The sequence below is a fragment of the Pedococcus sp. P5_B7 genome (assembly GCF_054049895.1).
This window is the reverse complement of the sequence record NZ_JBFULM010000003.1, coordinates 190,117-212,081: the sequence shown is the minus strand read 5'-3', so window position 1 is coordinate 212,081 and position 21,965 is coordinate 190,117. Positions and strand designations below refer to the sequence as shown.

General features: G+C 72.7%; 20 protein-coding genes. 13 read left to right on the top strand and 7 right to left on the bottom strand.

Features of this window, described 5'->3' with window-relative positions; genetic code table 11:
• The first annotated feature begins 20 nt into the window (after positions 1–20).
• The 4 genes from ACXJKD_RS10085 (at position 21) to ACXJKD_RS10070 (ending at position 3,446) form a co-directional block, all read left to right on the top strand.
• Complete coding sequence (locus ACXJKD_RS10085; protein WP_457254393.1) at positions 21–806, top strand: MOSC domain-containing protein; 786 nt, start codon at positions 21–23, stop codon at positions 804–806.
• 9 nt (positions 807–815) lie between these two features.
• A complete protein-coding gene (locus tag ACXJKD_RS10080) occupies positions 816–1,751 on the top strand; it encodes an alpha/beta hydrolase (RefSeq protein WP_457254392.1) in 936 nt (311 codons plus the stop codon).
• A gap of 110 nt (positions 1,752–1,861) precedes the next feature.
• Positions 1,862–2,275, top strand: a complete 414-nt coding sequence (locus tag ACXJKD_RS10075) for a YciI family protein (protein ID WP_457254391.1) — start codon at positions 1,862–1,864, stop codon at positions 2,273–2,275.
• 10 nt (positions 2,276–2,285) lie between these two features.
• Positions 2,286–3,446: an RNA polymerase sigma factor gene (locus ACXJKD_RS10070; RefSeq protein WP_457254389.1), complete on the top strand. Its 1,161-nt coding sequence runs from the start codon at positions 2,286–2,288 to the stop codon at positions 3,444–3,446.
• Between the two features lie 6 nt (positions 3,447–3,452).
• Here the strand turns inward: ACXJKD_RS10070 and ACXJKD_RS10065 are convergent, their stop codons facing one another.
• The gene (locus ACXJKD_RS10065; RefSeq protein WP_457254387.1) at positions 3,453–3,845 is read right to left on the bottom strand and encodes a cyclic nucleotide-binding domain-containing protein; all 393 of its coding nucleotides are present in this window, start codon (positions 3,843–3,845) and stop codon (positions 3,453–3,455) included.
• Between the two features lie 128 nt (positions 3,846–3,973).
• Between ACXJKD_RS10065 and ACXJKD_RS10060 the strand changes: the two genes are divergently transcribed.
• A complete protein-coding gene (locus tag ACXJKD_RS10060; protein ID WP_457254385.1) occupies positions 3,974–6,079 on the top strand; it encodes an NAD(+) synthase in 2,106 nt (701 codons plus the stop codon).
• Between the two features lie 56 nt (positions 6,080–6,135).
• Positions 6,136–6,507, top strand: a complete 372-nt coding sequence (locus tag ACXJKD_RS10055; RefSeq protein ID WP_457254384.1) for an MmcQ/YjbR family DNA-binding protein — start codon at positions 6,136–6,138, stop codon at positions 6,505–6,507.
• On the opposite strand, the gene ACXJKD_RS10050 is transcribed toward ACXJKD_RS10055, so the two are convergent.
• Positions 6,491–6,997: a hypothetical protein gene (locus ACXJKD_RS10050; protein ID WP_457254383.1), complete on the bottom strand. Its 507-nt coding sequence runs from the start codon at positions 6,995–6,997 to the stop codon at positions 6,491–6,493. The two genes, ACXJKD_RS10055 and ACXJKD_RS10050, sit on opposite strands and share 17 nt — an antisense overlap.
• A gap of 352 nt (positions 6,998–7,349) precedes the next feature.
• Here ACXJKD_RS10050 and ACXJKD_RS10045 point away from each other — a divergent pair, with 352 nt between their 5' ends.
• From ACXJKD_RS10045 to ACXJKD_RS10035, 3 genes are all read left to right on the top strand, one after another.
• Positions 7,350–8,030, top strand: a complete 681-nt coding sequence (locus ACXJKD_RS10045; RefSeq protein WP_457254382.1) for a hypothetical protein — start codon at positions 7,350–7,352, stop codon at positions 8,028–8,030.
• A gap of 84 nt (positions 8,031–8,114) precedes the next feature.
• Entirely contained in the window at positions 8,115–9,530 is a 1,416-nt protein-coding gene (locus tag ACXJKD_RS10040) for an FAD-binding oxidoreductase (protein ID WP_457254381.1), read from the top strand.
• Between the two features lie 151 nt (positions 9,531–9,681).
• Complete coding sequence (locus tag ACXJKD_RS10035) at positions 9,682–13,026, top strand: BTAD domain-containing putative transcriptional regulator (protein ID WP_457254380.1); 3,345 nt, start codon at positions 9,682–9,684, stop codon at positions 13,024–13,026.
• A 15-nt stretch (positions 13,027–13,041) separates the two neighbouring features.
• On the opposite strand, the gene ACXJKD_RS10030 is transcribed toward ACXJKD_RS10035, so the two are convergent.
• The 4 genes from ACXJKD_RS10030 to soxR all read right to left on the bottom strand — a co-directional run bounded on the left by ACXJKD_RS10030 (position 13,042) and on the right by soxR (position 17,340).
• Positions 13,042–13,761, bottom strand: a complete 720-nt coding sequence (locus ACXJKD_RS10030) for a hemerythrin domain-containing protein (RefSeq protein ID WP_457254379.1) — start codon at positions 13,759–13,761, stop codon at positions 13,042–13,044.
• A 55-nt stretch (positions 13,762–13,816) separates the two neighbouring features.
• The gene (locus ACXJKD_RS10025) at positions 13,817–16,039 is read right to left on the bottom strand and encodes an MMPL family transporter (protein WP_457254378.1); all 2,223 of its coding nucleotides are present in this window, start codon (positions 16,037–16,039) and stop codon (positions 13,817–13,819) included.
• Positions 16,040–16,144: 105 nt separating this feature from the next.
• A complete protein-coding gene (locus tag ACXJKD_RS10020) occupies positions 16,145–16,867 on the bottom strand; it encodes an endonuclease/exonuclease/phosphatase family protein (RefSeq protein WP_457254377.1) in 723 nt (240 codons plus the stop codon).
• Between the two features lie 5 nt (positions 16,868–16,872).
• Positions 16,873–17,340: a redox-sensitive transcriptional activator SoxR gene (gene soxR, locus ACXJKD_RS10015; RefSeq protein WP_457254376.1), complete on the bottom strand. Its 468-nt coding sequence runs from the start codon at positions 17,338–17,340 to the stop codon at positions 16,873–16,875.
• Positions 17,341–17,435: 95 nt separating this feature from the next.
• Here soxR and ACXJKD_RS10010 point away from each other — a divergent pair, with 95 nt between their 5' ends.
• The 3 genes from ACXJKD_RS10010 to ACXJKD_RS10000 are packed head-to-tail and all read left to right on the top strand — an operon-like array spanning position 17,436 to position 19,783.
• Positions 17,436–18,152, top strand: coding sequence for an SDR family NAD(P)-dependent oxidoreductase (locus tag ACXJKD_RS10010; RefSeq protein ID WP_457254375.1), 717 nt, complete (start codon positions 17,436–17,438; stop codon positions 18,150–18,152).
• Entirely contained in the window at positions 18,149–19,258 is a 1,110-nt protein-coding gene (locus tag ACXJKD_RS10005; protein WP_457254374.1) for an S-adenosylmethionine:tRNA ribosyltransferase-isomerase, read from the top strand. The genes ACXJKD_RS10010 and ACXJKD_RS10005 overlap by 4 nt, the downstream gene beginning before the upstream one ends.
• Positions 19,259–19,276: 18 nt before the next feature.
• Positions 19,277–19,783 carry a mycothiol transferase gene (locus ACXJKD_RS10000; protein WP_457254373.1) on the top strand — a complete coding sequence of 169 codons (507 nt, stop codon included), beginning with the start codon at positions 19,277–19,279 and terminating at the stop codon, positions 19,781–19,783.
• Between the two features lie 12 nt (positions 19,784–19,795).
• On the opposite strand, the gene ACXJKD_RS09995 is transcribed toward ACXJKD_RS10000, so the two are convergent.
• On the bottom strand, positions 19,796–20,581 hold the full coding sequence (locus tag ACXJKD_RS09995) for a fructosamine kinase family protein (protein WP_457254372.1): 786 nt from the start codon (positions 20,579–20,581) through the stop codon (positions 19,796–19,798).
• A 160-nt stretch (positions 20,582–20,741) separates the two neighbouring features.
• Here ACXJKD_RS09995 and ACXJKD_RS09990 point away from each other — a divergent pair, with 160 nt between their 5' ends.
• Positions 20,742–21,911: an endonuclease gene (locus tag ACXJKD_RS09990; protein ID WP_457254371.1), complete on the top strand. Its 1,170-nt coding sequence runs from the start codon at positions 20,742–20,744 to the stop codon at positions 21,909–21,911.
• Positions 21,912–21,965: the final 54 nt, after the last annotated feature.

Sequence of the window (21,965 nt, the reverse complement as noted above, 5' to 3'; positions counted from 1 at the left end):
ACGGTCCTACCGTGGTCGCCATGACGAGCGCCCGAGTCCGCAGGCTCGGGTTCGCGACCCTGAAGGGCACCAGGCACGTGGCGCGCGACGCGGTGACCCTGGCGGCCGACGGACCCGTCGGGGACCGGGCCTTCTGCCTGGTCGACCCGGCTTCCGGGCGGGTGCTGCGCACGGTCGAGCACCCCTCGCTCATCCAGGTCGAGGCAACGAGCGACGGCGGGGACCTCTGCTTGCGCATGCCTGACGGACAGGAGGTCGTCGGCCGCGTCGAGGCCACGGACGAGGCGCCGCTCACCGTCGACCCTGTGCTCACTGTTGACTACTGGGGACGACCCGCCAGCGTGCGGCTCCTGGCCGGCCCGCACGCCGCGGCGCTCACGGCATACCTCGGGCGTGCGGTGCGGCTCGCCGCCACGGAGCCCGGCGAAGTGGTCTGGGCCGGTGCGGTCTCGGTCGTCACCACCGGCGAGCTCGAGCGGCTGTCCGGGCGGATGCTGGCGGCGGGAGTCACCCCGCCTCCTGGACTGGATGCCAGGTTCCGCGCCACGATCACGCTCGACGCCGCGCAGGACGCAGCCCCGGGCACCCACCTGCGGGTGGGGTCGGCCACGATCGAGGTCCAGCGACGGATCGACCGCTGCGCCGTCGTCGACATCGACCCCGCCACCGGGCGCCGCCAGGTCCCCGTCCTCGCGCACCTGGAACGCCATGACGGCCTGCTCACCTTCGGCGTGGACGCCCGCGTCGTGGCGCCCGGACGGGTTGAGGTGGGCGACCTGGCGACGCCGGAGAACCCGCCGCACTAGGGTCAGCGCATGCAGTCCAGCAGCTTCACCCTGGCCACTCCTGACGGCACCCAGCTGCACGTGAACCGGTGGCTCCCCGACGGCCCGGCGAAGGCCGTGGTCCAGATCGCCCACGGCATGGCCGAGCACTCCGACCGGTACGCCCGGTTCGCCGAGCGGCTCACCGCCGACGGGTATGCCGTGTACGCCGGTGACCATCGCGGCCACGGCTCCACCGCGCGCACCGCCACCGACGCGGGCTACTTCGCCGACGACCACGGCTTCGACACGGTCGTCGACGACCTGCACCTGCTGAGCGACCACGCCCGCGAGGAGAACCCGGGGCTGCCGTTCTTCCTCTTCGGCCACAGCATGGGCTCGTTCCTGAGCCGGTCCTACGCGACCCGGTTCGGCGGCGACCTCGACGGGCTCGTCCTGTCCGGCACGGCCGGCGACCCCGGCGCGCTCGGCAAGGTGGGGCTGGCGCTCGCCACCGCCCAGGCGCGGCTGCGCGGGCGGCGGCACCCCAGTGGCCTGATGGACCAGCTGACCTTCGGCCAGTACGGCGCGGCGTTCAAGCCGAACCGCACGAAGTTCGACTGGCTCTCCCGGGACGAGGCCGAGGTCGACAAGTACATCGCGGACGAGCGCTGCGGCAACGTCTTCACGAGCGGGTTCTTCGCCGACCTGCTGGGTGGCCTCGGCACCATCAACTCCGACGCCTCGGTGAGCCGGGTGCCCAAGACCCTGCCGATCTTCGTCTTCTCGGGCGCGCAGGACCCGGTGGGCGAGAAGGGCAAGGGCCCGACGGCCGTGGCCGACCAGCTCCGCCGCCTCGGGGTCGGTGACGTCACGCTCAGGCTCTGGCCGCAGGGCCGCCACGAGATGCTGAACGAGACCAACCGTGACGAGGTCATGGACTCGGTGGTGGAGTGGCTCGACGCGCACCTTCCCGCGCAGGGCTGAACCACCCGGCATACCCGAAACACCGTCGGTGAGGATGTCGAGAACGGGCCGATGACTCCGTCCTCGGGGTGATGGCGGCCAGAATGGCCGACACGGACCGAGGAGGAACCATGGCGAAGTACCTGCTGCTCAAGCACTACCAGGGTGGACCCGAGCGCACGCCCGAGGGCTGCATCCCGATGGACCAGTGGACGCCCCAGGAGATCAGCGACCACATCAACTTCATGCACCACGTCGCGGACACGCTGCGCGAGCGCGGCGAGTTCGTCAGCGCCGACGGGCTGTCGCCCGGGGGGACGTTCGTGCGGTTCGACGGGGAGGGCAAGCCCCCGGTGACGGACGGGCCGTTCGCCGAGACCAAGGACCTGATCGCCGGCTGGATGATCATCGACGTCGACTCGCAGGAGCGGGCGCACGAGGCCGCCGCCTTCTTGTCGTCGGCCCCCGGAGCCGGTGGGGTGCCGCTGCGGGAGTGGATCGAGGTGCGCGCGTTCATGTCCGAGCCGCCCACCGTCACCGAGTGACCAGCCCCCGGTGACCCCCCGACCGGCCGAGCTCGAGGACCTGCTCCGCCACCTCGGCCCCCAGGTGCTCGGTGTCCTCGTCCGCCGCGGAGACGACTTCGCCGCGGCCGAGGACGCCGTGCAGGAGGCACTCGTCGAGGCCTTCCGGCGCTGGCCGGACGGGCTCCCCGACGAGCCGCGGGCCTGGCTGGTGACGGTCGCCTCGCGCAAGTACCTCGACATCGTCCGGTCCGAGGTGGCCCGCCGCCGGCGCGAGGAGCGGTTCCACGACGAACCGGAGCCCGGCGCCACCGAGCAGGACGACGACACGCTGCTCCTGCTCTTCCTGTCCTGCCACCCCGCGCTCTCCCCCGCATCCGCGGTGGCGCTGACCCTGCGGGCGGTGGGCGGACTCACCACGAGGCAGGTCGCCGAGGCCTACCTGGTGCCCGAGGCGACGATGGCCCAGCGGATCAGCCGGGCCAAGCGCACCCTCTCCGGCGAGCGCCTCACCCAGCCGGGCGACCTGCGCACCGTCCTGCACGTCCTCTACCTGATCTTCAACGAGGGCTACGGCGGCGAGGTCGACCTGGCCGCCGAGGCGATCCGGCTGACCCGCCAGCTGGCCGCCGGCAGCGACGAGCCCGAGGTGCAGGGGCTGCTGGCGCTGATGCTCCTGCACCACGCGCGCCGCGCGTCGCGCTGCACCCCGACCGGTGAGCTGGTGCCGCTCGCCGAGCAGGACCGGTCGCTGTGGGACACCGCCCTCATCGCCGAGGGCGTCGACGTCCTCCAGTTCGCGCTCGCCCGCGACCGGCTCGGGGAGTACCAGGGGCAGGCGGCCATCGCGGCGCTGCACGCCGACGCCCGGTCGGCCGAGGAGACCGACTGGACCCAGGTCCTCGAGTGGTACGACGAGCTCACCCGGCTCACCGACAGCCCGGTCGTCGCCCTCAACCGGGCGGTCGCCGTGGGCGAGGCCGACGGACCGTTGGCCGGCCTGCGAGCGCTCGCCGCCGTCGACCCGGGCGTACCCCGCCACGCCGCCGTCGCGGCATACCTCCACGAACGGGCTGGTGACCTCGCCCGGGCGAGGGACCTGTATGCCGTGGCGGCCAGGGCGGCGACCAGCGCGGCGGAGCGCGACCACCTCACCCGACAGGCAGCGCGACTCCACGCGGCCGGCGGGTGACAGTGGTCAGTCGCGCTCGAGCCGTTCGAGCGCTCGCTCGCGGATCCGGTTCCCGAGCACCGGGAGCTCCTGCATCAGGTCGGAGAAGTCCCAGGCCATCAGGGTCAGCAGGCGCATCGTGCTGAGGGCGACGACGTTCGCCGACCGCGTGCTGTGGGTCAGGACCCCGATCTCGCCGAACCAGTCGCCCGGGCGCAGCGTGGTCAACAGCCTGGTGTCGTGGGCCGCGGCGGCCAGGCCGTCGACGACGAAGAACAGGCTGTACGCGTAGTCGCCCTCGCGCGCGAGGACGGTCCCGACGTCGACCTGCCGCTCGCTCAGCTTCTCCGCGACCATCGCCCGCTGCTCCGTGGTCAGATCGGCCAGAAGCGGTATCGAGGCGAGTTCCTGAGCATCCATGACGCCTCCCTGGACCCGGTGACCCCTCGCCTCACGATGACCCCCGTGCGGGATCCCGTCAACCACCACCGGACGGACCGTGGCGATCGGTGGTCGGCGGTCGCACGGTCTCTGACAGACTCGGAACCATGGACCACGGGGCTTCACCCTCGAACTTCGCGTCGGCCTACCGGCACGGCTTCGCCCGCGTCGCCGCGTGCACGATCCCGGTGGCCGCCGGCGACCCGGCGCGCAACGCCGAGGCCGTCATCGAGCAGGTGCGGGGGCTGCACGAGGACGCCGTGGCGGTCGCGCTGTTCCCGGAGCTGAGCCTGTCGGGCTACGCCATCGACGACCTGTTGCTCCAGGACGTGCTGCTCGACGAGGTCGACCGGGCCGTGACCACCGTGGCGGCGGCCACGAAGTCGCTCCTGCCCGTCGTGGTCGTGGGCGCCCCGCTGCGGCACGGCAACCGGCTGTTCAACTGCGCCGTCGTGATCCACCGGGGCGAGGTGCTCGGCGTCGTGCCGAAGTCGAACCTGCCCAACTACCGCGAGTTCTACGAGAAGCGCCACTTCGCGCCCGGCGACGACACCCGCAACGACTGGTTCCACGCGCCGCACTGGCCGGGGGCCGACGAGGACGGCGACCTCCCCTTCGGCCCCGACCTCGTGTTCGACGCAGAGGACGTCCCTGGGCTGGCCGTCCACGTCGAGATCTGCGAGGACATGTGGGTGCCCGTGCCGCCGAGCGCGAAGGCCGCGCTCGCAGGCGCCACGGTGCTGCTCAACCTGTCGGCGTCACCCATCACCGTGGGCCGCGCCGAGGACCGCCACCTGCTCGCGCGTTCCGCGAGTGCGCGCTGCAACGCCGCCTACCTATATGCCGCCGCATCGGCCGGGGAGTCGACCACTGACCTGTCGTGGGACGGCATGACGATGGTCTACGAGCTGGGCGACCTGCTCGGCGAGAGCGAACGGTTCCCCGACGGGCCACGGTCGACCGTCGTCGACGTCGACCTCGACCGGCTGCGGCAGGAGCGGATCCGGCAGGGGTCCTTCGACGACAACCGTCGGACCGAGCGGGTCGACGCCAGTGACGGGGTGGACTTCCGCACCCTCGGGTTCACGCTGAAGCCGCCGACCGGCGACATCGGGCTGCGCCGCAAGGTCGACCGGTTCCCGTTCGTGCCGGACGACGAGGCCCGGCTCGCGCTCGACTGCTACGAGGCCTACAACATCCAGGTCTCCGGCCTCGAGCAGCGACTGCGGGCCATTGCCACGGACAGCTGGCAGCCCAAGATCGTCATCGGGGTGAGTGGTGGGCTCGACTCGACGCACGCGCTGATCGTCGCGGCGAAGGCGATGGACCGGCTCGGCCGCCCGCGCACCGACATCGTCGGCTTCACGATGCCGGGGTTCGCGACGAGCGAGGGCACCAAGGGCAACGCCGTCCACCTCATGGAGTCGCTCGGGATCACGTGGGAGGAGCTCGACATCCGCCCCGCGGCCACCCAGATGCTGGAGGACCTGGGGCACCCGTTCGGCCGTGGCGAGGAGGTCTACGACGTCACCTTCGAGAACGTCCAGGCCGGGCTGCGCACCGACTACCTCTTCCGGGCCGCCAACCAGCGCGGCGGCATCGTCCTCGGCACCGGTGACCTCTCCGAGCTCGCGCTCGGCTGGTGCACCTACGGCGTCGGTGACCAGATGTCGCACTACGGGGTGAACAGTGGCGTGCCGAAGACGTTGATGCAGCACCTGATCCGATGGGTCGTCAGCAGCGGCCAGTTCGAGGGCGAGGTCAACGGCACCCTCACGGCGATCCTCGACCAGGAGATCAGCCCCGAGCTGGTGCCGACCAAGGCGGGCGAGAAGATCCAGTCCACCGAGGACTCCGTCGGCCCCTACGCCTTGCAGGACTTCACGCTCTACCACGTGCTGCGCCGTGGCTACCGGCCCAGCAAGATCGCCTTCCTCGCCCTCCACGCGTGGTCCGACGCTGCGGCGGGCGACTGGCCGGCGGGCTACCCCGAGAGCCGGCGCACGGCATACGACCTCGCCACGATCCGGCGATGGATGGAGGTCTTCGTGCAGCGCTTCTTCAGCAACCAGTTCAAGCGCTCCGCGCTGCCCAACGGTCCGAAAGTCGTTGCGGGAGGCTCGCTCTCGCCCCGCGGTGACTGGCGTATGCCGTCCGACGTCACCGGACGCGCGTGGCTCGAGGAGCTGCGCTCCTCCGTCCCGGAGAGCTGAGCGGCCTAGCACTCCTGCACTACTGCGCTGTCGCCGCCCGATGCGACAGTGGTGGCGTGGCAGTCACCGTCGAGGACGTGCGCCGCATCGCGGCGCCGCTGCCGCGCGCCTACGAAGTGGTGGTCCGCGACCGCGTGAAGTGGCGGGTCGGCAGCATCGTGTGGCTCGCCTTCTCGCGCGACGAGACGGAGATGGGTTTCGCCTTTCCGCGTGAGGAGCGGGCGGCCCTGGTCGAGTCGGAGCCCGACGTGTTCTTCATGCCCGGCCAGGTCGACCTGCGCTACCAGTGGGTCGAGGCGTGGACCGATGCGATCGACCTCGACCGGCTGCCCGAGCTGGTGCTCGACGCGTGGGCGATGGTCGTGCCCAAGTCGGTGTCCGCGCCCTACTTCGCAGGGCTCGGCGAGGGGCTCAGAGCTGACCGGTGACGATCCACTCGCAGGCCTGGTGGAAGGCGTCCCACGGGTCGGTGCCGAGCGTCGTCGTGAACGAGCCGGCGTGCCGGTTCTGCGGGTCGTGGAACGTGCCGGACCAGACGTCGCCCCGGGCGGAGGCGCTCAGCGTCGCCCGACGCAGGAGGGTGCAGGACGAGATCTCCACGGCCATGGCCCCGGAGGGGTGCAGGTCGCGCTTCACCGTGAACGCGTGGCCGAGCACGATGTCGGTGCAGCGGGCGGCCTCGGCGGCGCGGGACCGGGCCCGGTCGTAGCCGGCCTGCCGCGAGTTGCCCAGCGACAGCGCGAGCGCGGAGCGGGCCGGGTACACGCTGGCCACGCTGCGGGCCCGCTCTGCGTCCTCCCGAGCCGCTTCCCGCTCCATCCAGGCGCGGGTGACGTCGGCCGCGAGCAGGTCGCGAGCGCCCGGCGAGGCGTTCGCGACGTACCACGCGTTGTCGTAGAGCCGTTCGATGACCGTCATGGCGGTTCCCCTTGCACGAGCCAGATGGTGGTCCGGGAGGCGTCTGCTGCGACGTCCTCCCGGTAGTCACCATCGTGGGGCCGAGGGTGCTCCGTCACATCCGACAGTGGGGGGCAGACGCCCTCCACCACGTGCACGAGACGAACCCTGCGGATGCCGTGGTTTGGTCGCGGCTGTCCCGCACGACGCGCGTCAGCGTGGCCCGATCTCTGGACGGTCGGACTAGGCCAAAGCGGTGAGGTGGTAACGGCCGACGGGGTAGGGGTGGCGCCTGCCGTGCGCCCGGCGCATAGTGGAAGTCGGGCCGATGATGCGAGAAGCGCATGGCCCTGACTGCCCGCCTGGAGGTGCCATGAGCCGCGTGACGACCCTGCCAGAGCTGGTGCCCGTGCTGTCCGCGGGCCGGCACCGCAACCCGCGCAAGGGTGCCTGCTTCATGGAGATGGCCTCGTTCCTCGCCGGCGAGCGCTGGAGCGACCACCCGGCCTGCACCCATCCGCTGCTCGCGTCGCTGGCCCGGCTCGTCAACGACTCGCTGGGCGACGCCGACCGTGGCCGGCTGGTCACGCTGATCCCCGACGTCGTGGGGCTGACCGGGTCGGACCTCGACCTCGACCTCGCGATCGCCACCCGGGCAGCAGCGGCGGCCCTGCCCGTGGCCCCGGCCACCCGCCAGAACGTCCTGGCGGTCGGACTGCTGACCGCCCAGCGGCTCGCGTCGACGCGTCCGGGCGTCCGCGACCTCGTCGACGAGCTGTGCGGTGCGGCATTCGCCGCCGTCCCGGAGGCACACGCCTGGGCCGAGCGCTATGCCCGTGGCGCAGTCGTCAGCGAGCGCACCTACCGCCGCCAGACCGCTCCCCACACCGTCGCGTATGCCGTGGAGGGCATCGCCGTGGCCTGCGTCCCCGACGTCGCGGACCGGCTCGTGCACCTCCTGGAGCAGGTCGTGGCCGACGTCGCGGGTCGCATCGAGCGCCCCGAACGCACCGAGCCGTTGCCCCACCTGGCGCACCAGCTGCTCTCCGACTGACCCCAAGTCGGCACCAAGTGGTGCCCAAGCGGGTGGCTGCACCGTGTTCCGCACACCAACTGACAGCGGAACAAGGAGTCACCCATGACCAGCCAGACCACCCCCACCAGCCTCCGCGCCGAGTCCCTGCGCGGGCTCTGCGACGGTGGGGTCCACCTGCCCGGGGACCCCGGGTACGACGCAGCGCGCCTCCCGTGGAACGCCGCCCTCGACCAGCGCCCGGCCGCCGTGGCCCAGCCGCGGACCGTCGCCCAGGTGCAGCAGGTGGTCCGTGCGGCCGCCGCCGCGGACCTGCGGATCGCGCCACAGAGCACCGGCCACAACGCCGGCCCCCTCGTCGCGCAGGGTCTCGACGACGTCGTCGTGCTGCGCACCTCGGCGATGACCGGCGTCACGATCGACCCGGTGCGCCGGATCGCCCGGTTGGAGGGCGGCGCCCTGTGGATGCACGCGACCGAGCCCGCGGGTGACCACGGCCTGGCCGCACTGCACGGCAGCTCTCCCGACGTCGGGATCGCCGGCTACTCCCTCGGAGGAGGCATCGGCTGGTACGCCCGCCGCCTCGGCCTGGCCACCAACAGCCTCACCGCGGTCGAGCTCGTCACCGCCGACGGCGAGCACCTGCGCGCCGACGCCCATCGCAACGCCGAGCTGTTCTGGGCGCTGCGCGGCGGTGGCGGCAGCTTCGGCGTCGTCACGGCGCTCGAGTTCCGCCTCTACGCCATCGAGTCGGCGTACGCCGGCATGCTGATCTGGGACCGTGAGGTCGCGGAGCCGGTGCTGCGCCGCTGGGCCCAGTGGGCTCCCGGCGCCCCCGACGACGTCACCACGTCGTTCCGGATCCTCAACCTCCCCCCGATCCCGGACATCCCCGAGATGCTGCGGGGCCGGTCGGTGGTCGTCATCGACGGAGCGGTCCTCGGATCGGACGACGCGGGGGCGGCGGCCATCGCCGACCTGCGCGCGCTGTCGCCGGAGATCGACACGTTCGGACGGGTGCCGGCACGGACGCTGGTGCGGCTGCACATGGACCCGGAGGGGCCCACGCCCGTGGTGTCCGACTCCGCGATGCTCGACGGGATGCCCGACGCGGCGGTCGACGCGTTCCTGTCCGAGGTCGGGCCGGGCTCGACCTCGTCGTTGCTCATGGCCGAGCTGCGGCAGCTCGGTGGCGCCCTGGGACGCGAGCACGAGGGGGGCGGTGCGCTGAAGCAGCTCGACGCCGCGTTCGTCTCCTTCGCCGGTGCGATGGCCCTCACGCCCGAGATGGCTGCGCAGGGCGAGCACGACGCGCACCGCCTCACGAAGGTGCTGTCGCCGTGGGCCAACGGTCGCAGCTACCTCAACTTCGCCGAGAACGCCGTCGACCCGCGGACCGCCTATGACGAGCGGGCGTGGTTGCAGCTCAAGGGAATCCGCTCCGCGGTCGACCCGCACGGCCGGTTCGTGGGCAACCACCGCATCCCGCGGCTCGTCGAGAACGGTCGGGTCACCGACTGACCTACCGACGCTCATCCATGCAAAAGGCGAGTTAGCGCCGCCTCCCACTGGCGCTAACTCGCCTTTTGCATGAGATGGCGACAGGCGACGGCGGCGCATACTCGCCTTTTGTATGAGATGGCGACACGGGTGCGCCCGTATCCTCGGGCGGGTGAGAGTGGGTGTCCTCGGTGCCGTGCAGGCGTCCCTGGGCGACGGCCCCGTCGACCTGGGCACGCGCAAGCAACGTGCCCTGGTGGCTGCCCTCGCCATGAACCACGGGCGTCCGGTCTCGGTCGACGCCCTCGTCGACCTGCTCTGGCCCGATGGTGCGCCCCCCGGGGTGAGCGGCACCCTGCAGGCCTACGTCGCGGGGTTGCGGCGCTCCCTCGAGCCGGACCGGGCCGCCCGCGCGCCGTCGACCGTGCTGGTCACGGTCGCGCCGGGATACGCCCTGCGCGTCGCCGACGACGCACTCGACGCGGCGCGCTTCGACCGAGCCGTCAGCCGGGCGCACCGACGCATCGGCCAGCTGGCCGGGCTCCACCAGCCCAGCGGCCTGTCGACCGAGGAGCTCACGGCGGTCATCGCCGAGCTGGACGAGGCCCTGTCGCTCTGGCGCGGCACGCCCTACCTCGAGCTGGAGGACGCGCCCTCCGCGGTCGCCGAGCGGGCTCGGCTGGAGGAGCTGCGCGTCGTCGCGCTGGAGGACCGCGCGGTCGCGTCGCTCGAGCTGGGCCAGCACGCCACGGTGGCCGGCGAGCTCGAGTCGCTCACCACGGCCTACCCGTTGCGCGAGCGGTTGTGGGGGCTACGGGCCCTGGCGCTGACGCGGGCCGGCCGGCAGGCCGAGGCCCTCGACGCGCTGCGCGAGGTGCGCGACGTCCTGGCCGACGAGCTCGGGCTGGAGCCGGGTCAGGAGCTGCGCGACCTCCAGTCGGCCGTGCTTCGCCAGGACCCCACGCTGGACTGGCAGCCCGGGATCTCCGCTCCAGCCCCCGAGCCGGTGCGCGCGACGACCACGGCCCGCATCCAGTCGTTCGTCCCGACCCTGCCGCCGTGGCCCCTCGTCGGGCGGGACGACCAGCTGGCCGACCTCGTCGGTGCCCTCGAGCAGGCCGAGTCGGGGTCGGTCGCGCTGGCGGCGCTGGTCGGGGAGCCGGGCATCGGGAAGAGCCGGTTGGCCGGCGAGCTGGCCAAGCTGGCTGGCGAACGCGGCGCCACGGTGCTGCTGGGCCGGTGCTCGCAGGACGACGGAGCCCCGCCGCTGTGGCCGTGGCAGCAGGTGCTGCGGGCGCTGGGGCGCGACCTGCCCGAGGAGACCGAGGGCGACGAGGACGGCGGTGGCCGGTTCCGGACCTGGGAGGCGATCGCGGGAGCGGTGGCCGAGGCGGCGTCGGAGCGCACCATCGTGGTGCTGCTCGACGACCTGCACTGGGCCGACGTCGCGTCGTTGCGGGTGCTGCGACTGCTCGGCGAGACCGTCCAGCAGGGCCGGCTGCTGGTGCTCGGCACCTGGCGCAGCCACCCCGAACCCACCGACGCCCTGCTCGACGCGGTCGAGACCTTCGCCCGCAGGCACGCCGTGCGCCTCGACCTGCAGGGCCTCAGCGCCGACGACGCCTCGCGGGTGGTGGAGGCGGTCAGCGAGTCGACGCCGTCCGACGGTGAGGCCCGGGCCCTGCGGCAGCGCACGGACGGCAACCCCTTCTTCCTCGTCGAGTACGCCCGGCTGGCTCGCGAGGGTGGCGACCTGTCGGGGCTGATCGCGGAGGCGCACCCACCGGCCGCGGTGCACGACGTCCTCGCGCGGCGCCTGCAACGGCTCCCCGAAGAGGCGGTCTCGACCCTGCGCTGGGCTGCGCTGGTCGGACGGCAGTTCGACCTCGCCACGCTCGCTGCGGTGTCGCGGATCGACGAGGACGACCTGCTCGACCACCTCGACCCCGCGCTCGAGGCGGGTCTCGTGCGTGACGACGGCATCGAGCGGTTCCTCTTCGGTCACGCCCTGGTGCGCGACACCATCTACGCGGCGATCCCTGCGACCCGCAGGGCCAGGGCACACGCCCGCGTCGCGGAGGCACTGTCGGGCATCGCCGGCCGCGAGAACGAGGTGGCCAGGCACTGGCTGTCCGCTGGTCCCGCCCACGCCGCCCGAGCCTGGCTGGCGTGCGTGCGGGCGGCGACCGTGGCCCGCCGGTTGCACGCCTACGAGGAGTCCGCGGACCTGCTCCGCTCGGCCCTCGACGCCCTGCCGGGTGACCCCGACGCCACCCTCGGCGAGCGCTACGACGTGCTGATGGACCTCGCGGACGCCCAGCGCTGGTCCGGTGACTGGGAGGGGCTGGTCGGCACCGCCGAGCAGGCCATCGCCGTCGCCGACGAGATCGGTGACGTCGTCCTCCTCGGCCGGGCCGCCACCGCGACCTCCGTGGGGGCGCTCTGGCAGTCCGGGCCGCACGGGTCGGTCAACGAGGTCGTGGTCGGTGCGCTGCGCCGGGTGCTGCAGGGGCTGCCGACCACCGACGGCGCGTTGCGGTGCCGGGTGATGCTCGCGCTCGCGCTCGAGATCTACTACGGCTCCACCTTCGAGGAACGCAGCGCGCTGGTGGAGGAGGGCATCGCGATCGCGCGGCGGATCGGCGACGAGGCCCTCCTGCTCGACGCCTGCCAGCTCGCCTACGTCGCGCTGTGGCGGCGCTCGACCGCGGAGCTGCGTCGTGACCTGGTGAGCGAGGGGATGGAGCTGGCCCACCGCCTCGGCGACGAGCGCGCCTACGTGGTCACCACGACGTTGCGGGCGGTCGTGGCCGGTGAGCTCGGCCTGGTCGAGGAGATGTGGGAGCACGCCGTCGTGGCGCGCGACTGGGCCAAGCGGTTGCGACTGCCCTACGGCCTGATCGTCCTCGACAGCCTGGAGCTGCCGTGGCTCGCGATGGCCGGGCGGTTCGACGAGTGCGAGCAACGGATGGCCGACATCGTGCGACTCGACCAGGAGATGGCGCTGGGCCAGACCGAGGACGCGACCGCCGGGGCGCTGATGTCGCTGCGGCTGTGGCAGGGCCGCTCGGTCGAGATGGCGCCGATCCTGGAGCAGTTCGCCGAGCACAGCGTGCTGCCCGTGACCGCCACGATGCTGGTGTACTGGCTGCGGGCCGGGCAGGCGGACCAGGCCACGGCGTATGCCGCGACCCATCCCGTCGGCGTGGACGACGACGACTGGTTCTCGATGCTCAACTGGGGTGCCGCTGCCGAGGTCGCGCTCGCCCTGGACGACCACCCGCTCGCCTCCGCGGCCTACGACCGCATGGCGCCGTTCGCCGGTCACTCGTGCTCGGCCGGGTCGGGCAACGCCATCGGTCCGGTGGACGCGTTCCTCGCGCTCGCGGCCGCAGCCGTGGGTGAGCGGGAGCTGGCCGGCAGGCACGCCGACCGGGCGCTCGAGCTCTGCGACCAGTGGCGGATCCCGCTGGCCGCGCAGTGGTTGCGCGACCAGCGGGCGGCGTTCTCGTTCTAGTCGTTCCGGTCGAGCTCAGTCGAGGTAGCGGAAGGCCAGTGCCTCCCGCCGCTCGAAGCCGCGTCGGGTGAGCAGCCACAGGATGTGGTTGGGCCGACCGGTCTTCGCGAACACCTGCCGGCGCAGTGGTCCCGGGACGTCGTGGGCGGCCCACGGCACGAGCGCGAGGACCTGCGCGAAGGCCACGTCCTTGCGGAAGTGCTCCTCCTCGACCTGCTCCCACTCCTCGTTCGTCATCACCCGCTGGATGATGGCGATGGCCTCGGTCTCCTCGTGCCGCAGATGGCGGCCCAGGCTCTCCCGCGCAGCGCACAGTCGCACGGCCAGCGCCGCTCGGGCGTCTTCGTCGGCGTGCTGCGCGAGGCGTTCGAACCCGGCGGCACACGCCGTCAGGATCGGGTCGATCTCGGCGTGCTCGGCCTCCATCGCCTCGAGGACCCGGCGCTCCGCCTCGTCGGCGCGCTCGAGGAGGGTCGGCCAGAGACCGGCGTCCTCGCCCGAGTGGTGGTGGTGGAGCACCTCCGCGAACAGCTCCCACCGAGCGGCGAGGGCGCGCCAGGTGCTGCGGGCCTCGGTCGGGGTGGCGATGGCCGCGGCCGCGAACGCTGCCAGGTCGCGGCGGAAGCCGTGGTGCATCACGTACATCATCATCATGTCGACCGGGCCCGGGTGGGCCGCGGTCTGGCCGGGGAAGGTGAGCTGCTCCGGCCAGAGCGGTGTGGCTGTGGTGGTCATGGTGTAACGCCTTTCAGGCCAATGGTTTTCAGAGAGTTGTCGGGAGTTCGCGGATTCAGTGGGTGGTGACGGGCTCGAGCTCCTCGTCCTGCAGCTCCTCGTCCCAGAGCTCGACGTCGTCGTCCTCGACCTCGGCACGGACGTGCGGGAGGACGCGGTCGAGCCAGCGCGGCACCCACCAGTTCCAGTCGCCGAGCAGCGACATGGTGGCCGGGACCAGGACCATGCGGACGACGGTGGCGTCGAGCAGGATCGCGACGGCCATGCCGACGCCGAGCTGCTCGACCACGACGTCGACCTCGCTGGCGAACCCCAGGAAGACCGCGACCATGATCGCCGCCGCGCTCGAGATCACCCGGCCGGTGGCCGACAGTCCCCGCACGACGCTGCCGTGCGAGTCGCCCGTGCGCGCCCAGTCCTCACGGATGCGGGACAGGAGGAACACCTCGTAGTCCATGGACAGGCCGAACAGGATGGCGAACATCAGGATCGGCACCCAGCTCGACACGGCCAGCGGGTGGTCGAGGCCGAGTAGGTCGGTGGCCCAACCCCACTGGAAGACAGCCGTGAGGACGCCGTAGGCCGCGCCGATGCTCAGCAGGTTCATGACCGCGGCCTTGACCGGGATCACGACCGACCGGAACACCATCGCCAGCAGCAGCACCGAGACGGCCACCACGAAGGCGATGACGATCCACAGCCGCCCGGCCAGCATCTCGGCGATGTCGGCGAAGAACGCGGTGCCACCCGTGAGCTCGGCTCCGGCGGGCAGCTGCGCCCGCACGGCGCGGACCAGGCCCGCGGTGCGCTCGTCGGTCGGCCCGAAGGCCGGGATGGCGTCGAACACGGTGATGGCCGAGTCGGGCGACGTGACGGCCGGGGTGACGGCCACGATGTCGGCCCGGGCCTCGAGGTCGCGAGCCAGGCCGGTCACGGCCGACTCGTCGAGCCTGGTGCGGTCGACGACCACCGTGAGGGGGCCGTTGGTGCCGGCGCCGAACTCGGCACTGACGAGGTCGTAGGCACGACGGGTGGTGAGCTCGGTGGACTGGCTGCTCGGGTCCTGCGGCCAGGTGCGCATGTCGAGCGCGGGCACCGCCAGGGTGAGCATCACGATCGCGGCCGACATCGCCCACAGGAGCGGACGCTTGGCGACCTTGACCGCCCAGCGGGCGGTGAGCGGCATACGGACCGGCTTGGCGACGACGTCGCCAGTGTCGGAGCGACGGGCCGCCCGACGCACCGAGCGGGGCAGGAGCCGGCGACCGGCGAACCGGCACAGCACCGGCACCAGGGTCAGCGAGGCGGCCATCACGCTCAGCACCGCGATCCCGGTCGAGAAGCCGAACGAGCTGTAGACCGGCAGACCCGCGAGGCGCAGCCCCATGAGGGAGACCAGGACGGTGCTGGCCGCGAAGACGACCGAGCGACCCGCGGTGGCTGCGGCGCGACCGGCCGACTCGGTGACGCTGAAACCCTGGGCGAGGTACTCGGCGTGCCGGGTGACGAGCAGCAGCGCGTAGTCGATGCCGACGCCGAGCCCGACCATGGTGGCGACCATGGGGGCTGCGGTGCTGACGTCGGTGGCGGCGGCGAGCAGGGTGATGCCCGCGCTGCCGACGCCGAGCCCGACCAACGCGGTGCCGATCGGCAGGCCGGCGCTGACCACGGACCCGAAGGCGAAGACGAGGATGACGAGGGCGGCGACGATGCCGATGAGCTCCCCACGACCCGCCATCGGGGCGGCCGCGCTCTCGGGCAGCTCGCCACCCAGCTCGACCTGGACCCCGGTGGCCCGCAGGGGGGCGACGGCGGCCTCCATGGGGTCGAGGTTGCCCATCAGGTCGGGGTCGGTGACGGGGGCGTCGTAGCTGACGTTGACGACCGCGGTGTCGCCGTCGGCCGACCGCTCGGCCGGGAAGACCTGGACGACGTGGGGCATGGCCTGCAGCCGGGTCGCCAGCTCCGCGAGGGAGGCGTCGGTCGGTCGTGCGCCGGTGCGGTCGTGCACGACGACGCGGGCGGCGGTGTTGCCGGCGCCGGGCAGGTGGGCGCGCAGCTGGTCGATGCCGACCTGGGAGCGGGCGCCGGGGACGTTGTAGTCGTCCTGCGGGGTGCCGCCGATGGTGGCCGCGAGGCCGACGACGACGAGGGCGAGGACCACCCAGGCACCGAGGGTGCGCCACGGGTGGGCGGCGGCACCGTGGCCGAGGCGGTAGAGGCTGAGTCGATCGAAGCGGTGTCGGCGCGCAGTGGGCCGGGGCAGCAGGGCGGTCATGGTGGTCCTTCGAGTGGTGCGGAGGTGAACTGGTCGGGACCAGCGTCGGCTCACCTGCTTGTGCGCCACTTGGGACTGACTTGGGGTGCCTCCCCGCGCCCGAGCTCAGCCGGGGAGCGTGACCTCCACCCGCAGCGCGCTGTGGTCGGAGGCGACCGACGGCAGCACCTGTGCGGAGACCGCCACCACTCCCCCGCCCACCCACACGTAGTCGATGCGACGCGGCGGCGGCTCGGCGTCGAAGGTGTGCCCCTCGCCCTCCCCGACGAGGGTCCAGGCATCGTCGAGCCGAGCCGCGAGGCACTGGTATGCCGGTGAGCCGGGTGTCGTGTTCAGGTCGCCGAGGAGCACGGTCGGGCGCGCGTCGAGGGTGGCCACGATCGCCTCGGCCTGTCGGGTCCGCTCGGTCTCGCTGTCCCACTGCAGATGGGTGCCCAGCACCCTGAGCGGTCTTCCCTCGACCACCACGGTGGCCTCCAGCAGGCCGCGCTGCTCGCTGCCCTCGAAGCACGGCAACAGGGTGTTCGTCGACGACTCGAGCGGCAGGCGGCTGAGCAGGGCCGTGCCGTACTGCGCCCGCGGGGCGCCCGGGTGAGCGGGCTCCCCGTCGAGGTTCGCGGCATACGCGAGGTGCATGCCGAGCCGCTGGGCGAGGACGCCGGGCTGGTCCTCGAACCCGCTCTGCTCGCGGCGGAAGCGGTCGACCTCCTGGAGCGCCACCACGTCGGCGCCGCTGTCGTCGATGACGTCGGCGAGCCGGTCGAGGTCGAGTCGGCCGTCGAGCCCGACACCGCTGTGGATGTTGTAGCTGAGCAACCCCAGAGGCATGCGGGTCAGCCTTGCTGACGGCGCAGCATGGGTGGCAGGTAGGCCGCGCCGGGCGCATCGGGTCCGGTGGCCGCGCGGTCGGCGGGGTTGGAGATGCCGCACTGCTTGAGTGAGAGGCAGCCGCAGCCGATGCAGGAGTCCAGCTTGTCCCGCAGCGCCTCCAGGGCGGCCACTCGCTCGTCCAGCCGGGTCCGCCAGTGCGCCGAGATCCGGTGCCAGTCGGCCTTGGTGGGCGTGCGGTTGGACGGCAGGCCGGCCAGCTCCGCGCGGATCTCCTCCAGGGTGAGGCCGACGTTGCTCGCCGCCCGGATGAAGGCGAGCCGACGCAGCACGCTGCGCTGGTAGCGCCGCTGGCCGCCGGCCGTCCGGGACGCCTCGACGAGGCCCTCCCGCTCGTAGTAGCGCAGTGCAGAGGCCGCGAAACCGCTGCGGTGCGCGACCTCCGACACCGTGAGCACGTCGGTGGTGTCCACGATCTGCCTCCTTCGGTCGGGGGGGTTGACTTCAAGTCGACTTTAACTTCAAGGATGGCTGGATCGCATCGTGATCGCAACGGAGGGCACCTGTCATGAACACCGCACTCGTCACCGGCGGCTCGGCCGGTCTGGGCCTGGCCCTGGCCCGCGACCTCGCGGCCGACGGTTGGCACGTCGTGGTCGACGCCCGCGACGCCGATCGGCTCACGCACGTGGTCGGGTCGCTGCACGGCAGGGTCACGGCGGTCGCGGGCGACGTGACCGACCCGGACCACCGCGAGGCGCTGGCGGCTGCGGCCCTGGCCACCGGTCGGCTCGACCTGCTCGTCCACAACGCCAGCACGCTCGGCCCCACCCCGCTGCCGGCGCTCGCGGACCTCGACCTCGACGCCTTCGACGGCGTGTGGCTGACCAATGTGGTGGCACCGCTCGCGCTCACGCAGCTCGTGCTGCCGGCCCTGCGTGCCACCGGTGGGATGCTGCTCGGAATCTCCTCGGACGCGGCCGTCGAGCACTACGAGGGATGGGGTGCGTATGCCGCGTCGAAGGCCGCCCTTGACCAGGTCGTCCTCACGCTGGGCGCGGAGAACCCGGAGGTCGCCGCCTACGCGGTGGACCCCGGCGACATGCGCACGGCCATGCACCAGGCGGCCTTCCCGGGCGAGGACATCAGCGACCGACCGCTCCCGGAGTCGGTGGTGCCTGCCCTGCGCGCGTTGCTGCGCACCCGTCCGGCCAGTGGCCGTTACCGGGCCTCCGAGCTCGCCCCCGAGCCGGTCCACCCGTCGACCGAGGCGGTGTCCGCGTGACCCGCCTGTCCGTCGCGCCGCTGACGCAGTTCGCCAGCCCGGGCGACACCACGGCCCCGGCGCCGCCCGAGGAACGCGGGGTGGCCCGGGACGAGGTGCGCCTCTTGGTGGCGACCGACGAAGGGGTGGCGCACGCGCGCTTCCGCGACCTCGCGGCATACCTCGCGCCCGGCGACCTCGTGGTCATCAACAACTCCGCCACCCTGGCGGCGGAGTTCGACGCCGTCCTGCGGGGCCGCGGTCCGGTGGTCGTGCACGCGGCGACGAGGCTCGACGACGGCACGTGGGTGGTCGAGCTGCGCTCCGCCCCCGATGCCGCCCGCGCCGTGCTCGACGCCGCCGCCGGGGCGGAGCTCGACCTGCCCGGCGGTGGCCGACTGACCCTGCTGGCGCCGTATCCCCGGCCGCACTCCTCCCCGACCGGTCGCGGCAACCGGCTCTGGAGGGCGGCGGTCAGCGGCCCTCGACCCATCGAGCAGCACCTGGTCCGCTACGGACGGCCGATCGCCTACGGCTACCTCGATCGGAGCTACCCGCTCTCCGCCTACCAGACGGTCTTCGCCAGCCGACCCGGCAGTGCCGAGATGCCCAGTGCCGGAAGGCCGTTCAGCCACGAGCTGGTGAGCGACCTGGTTTCGCACGGCATCGGGGTGGCTGCGGTCACGCTCCACACCGGGGTGTCGTCCCAGGAGGCCGGCGAGGCGCCGCAGCCCGAGTGGTTCGAGGTCTCGGGTCTGGCGGCCCGGTTGGTCAACGCGACCCGCGCCGAGGGCGGTCGGGTGGTGGCCGTGGGCACCACCGTCACCCGAGCCCTCGAGTCCGCGGTGGAGCGGTCGGCCCCCGACGAGCCGGTCGTCGTCCCCAGGGCGGGCTGGACGACGCGGGTCGTCTCCCGCGACGACCCGCCCCGCGTGGTGACCGGGCTGGTCACCGGCTGGCACGACCCGCAGGCCTCGCACCTCCTGCTCGTGGAGGCCGTGGCGGGGCGGGAGCTGACCCAGCGGGCCTACGACGAGGCCACCAGGGGCGGCTACCTGTGGCACGAGTTCGGCGACTCCGCCCTCCTGCTGCCCGGTCGGGCACCACGGGGCGCGCCCAGGTCCTGACCTGCCTAGGATCCGGACATGACCTTGGGTGAGCTGCTCGTCGACGCCTTCGACCGGATCCGGGAGGGCGCGTGCGACGCCGTCGACGGACTGACGCCCGACCAGCTCGCCGAGCGCCCCAGCGACCGGGCCAACTCGATCGGGTGGCTGGTCTGGCACCTCGCGCGGGTGCAGGACGACCACGTCGCCGCGGTGGCCGACCGCGAGCAGGTCTGGACCGGCGAGGGCTGGCACGAGCGGTTCGGGCTGCCGTTCGACGCCGACGACACCGGCTACGGCCACACGAGCGAGCAGGTCGCGCAGGTGCGGGGCCTGGCGGCCGACGACCTCGTCGCCTACCTCGAGGCGGTGCACGCGGTCACCGTGGAGTTCGTCCGACCGCTGACCCCCGACGACCTCGGCCGCGTGGTCGACGAACGCTGGGACCCGCCGGTGACCCTCGGGGTGCGGCTGGTGAGCGTCGTCAACGACGACCAGCAGCACGTCGGGCAGGCCGCCTTCATCCGGGGGTCGCTGACCCGCTGACGCGGAGCCGGCTCAGCGGTAGCGGCGCGCCAGCTCGAGGGCGCGGTGCGGGTAGTCGGCCCCGAAGAGCACCGCGTGCACCAGCAGGGGGTGCAGCTGGTGCAGCGCGACGCGCTCGTGCCACTGGGCATCGAGGCGGTGCTGGCCCAGGTAGCCGCCGACCACGAAGTCCCAGTGCGGACAGCCGAACAGCGCGAGCATCGCCAGGTCGGTCTCGCGGTGCCCACCGTGGGCGGCCGGGTCGATGAGGACCGCCCCGGTCGGGGTCCACGCGATGTTGCCCGACCAGAGGTCGCCGTGGATCCGCGCCGGCGCGGACCCGTCGTCGAACTCGCCGTCGTGCAGCCGGCGGGCGACTCGCTCGAAGACGGCCCGGTCGTGTCGGTGGAACAGGCCCCGGTCCACCGCCGCTGCCAGCATGGGCAGGAGCCGTTGGTCGGCGTAGAAGGAGCCCCACGACTCGTCGGGGGTCAGCCCCAGCGGCAGCAGCTGCGTTGCCGGGCCGAGGAACCCGTCGCCCTCCCACCCCTGTGGAGGGCTCCCGAACGCGGGCGCGCCGGCGTCGTGCGTCTTCGCGAGGGCCGCCCCGAACGCCTCGGCCATCGCGGGGTCGGGGTTGGCGAACGACAGCTTCTCCAGGTCGAGGTGCTGGTCGCCCACGTCGAGCACCTTGACGACCGCTGCCCCACCCGGCGCGTCGGCCAGCCACGCGAGACCCGCGGCCTCCCACTGGAAGTAGCCGGCCGGGGCCGAGCGGCTGCCCTTGCGGAAGACAGCCGCCGGCTGCTGCTCGCTCACGAAGGGTCCCCCTCTCGGAGGCGCACGCCGACCATCCCGCCATCTAACCGCGTGGGCCCGCCGAGCCGCCTGCGCGGCATACCGGATCTTTGCCAAGCCCGGCCGGAGGGCATACCGCCCGTTCGCCCGTTGTATGCTGCGCGGCTGGCACGGTGCCTGCATGCAGCTCACGATCCGGGTGCGTCCCCGTCTGGCGGCCATTGCCGCGCTCCTGCTCGTCGCCTTCCTGGCCACCACGGCGCGCAGCGCCCTCGCCGCCACCCCCCTGACGGTGGCCCAGGCCATCGCCACGCAGGACGGCTCGAGCCAGGCGGTCACCGGCTACATCGTCGGTGAGCCGGTCGCCACCAGCACGGTGAACCGGTCGGGCTTCACCGGTGACCTGGCGATCGCGCTGGCGGACAGCGCCTCCGAGACGGGCACCTCGCGGATGCTCTACGTGCAGCTGACGACCCAGTGGCGCTCGGCGTGGGGGCTGAAGACGAACCCGTCGAAGCTCGGCACGAAGGTCACGGTCACCGGCCAGCTGACGGCCTACTTCGCCCACGCCGGCCAGAAGTCGCCGACCGCCATCACCGGTGGCACCCCCGACCCCGATCCGACCACGACGACCCCGCCGCCGACGACCACGACCAGCTCGCCGACGGACACCTACTACGCCAGCGCCCTCGGCAAGTCGGGTTCGGCGCTGCGCAGCTCGCTGCACTCGATCATCAAGAACCAGACGGTGCTGACCTACGACCAGGTCTGGGACGCGCTGAAGGACACCGACCAGGACCCGGCCAACAGCAACAACGTGATCGAGATCTACTCGGGTCGCTCGATCGCCAAGTCCGACAACGGTGGCGGGGTCGACCAGTGGAACCGCGAGCACGTCTGGGCCAAGAGCCACGGTGACTTCGGCACGGCGAACGGCCCGGGCACCGACGTCCACCACCTGCGCCCCGAGGACGTCACGGTCAACAGCGACCGCGGCAACCTCGACTTCGACAACGGCGGCTCGGCCGTCAACCAGTGCTCCGACTGCTGGCGCGACGCCGACTCGTTCGAGCCGCGCGATGCCGTCAAGGGCGACGTGGCGCGGATGGTGCTCTACATGGCGATCCGCTACGAGGGCGACGACGGCTGGCCCAACCTCGAGCCGAACAACTCGGTCGCCAACGGCACCGCCCCCTACATCGGGAAGCTCACGGTGCTCAAGGCGTGGAGCGCGGGTGACCCACCGGACGCCTTCGAAAAGCGCCGAAACCAGGTCATCTACGACACCTGGCAGCACAACCGCAACCCGTTCGTCGACCACCCCGAGTGGGTCTCCTCGATCTGGCCCTAGCTCCGTCGCGCCAAACCCTCGGCTGGGTCGCTGACCTGCGGGTACGGTGGTTTG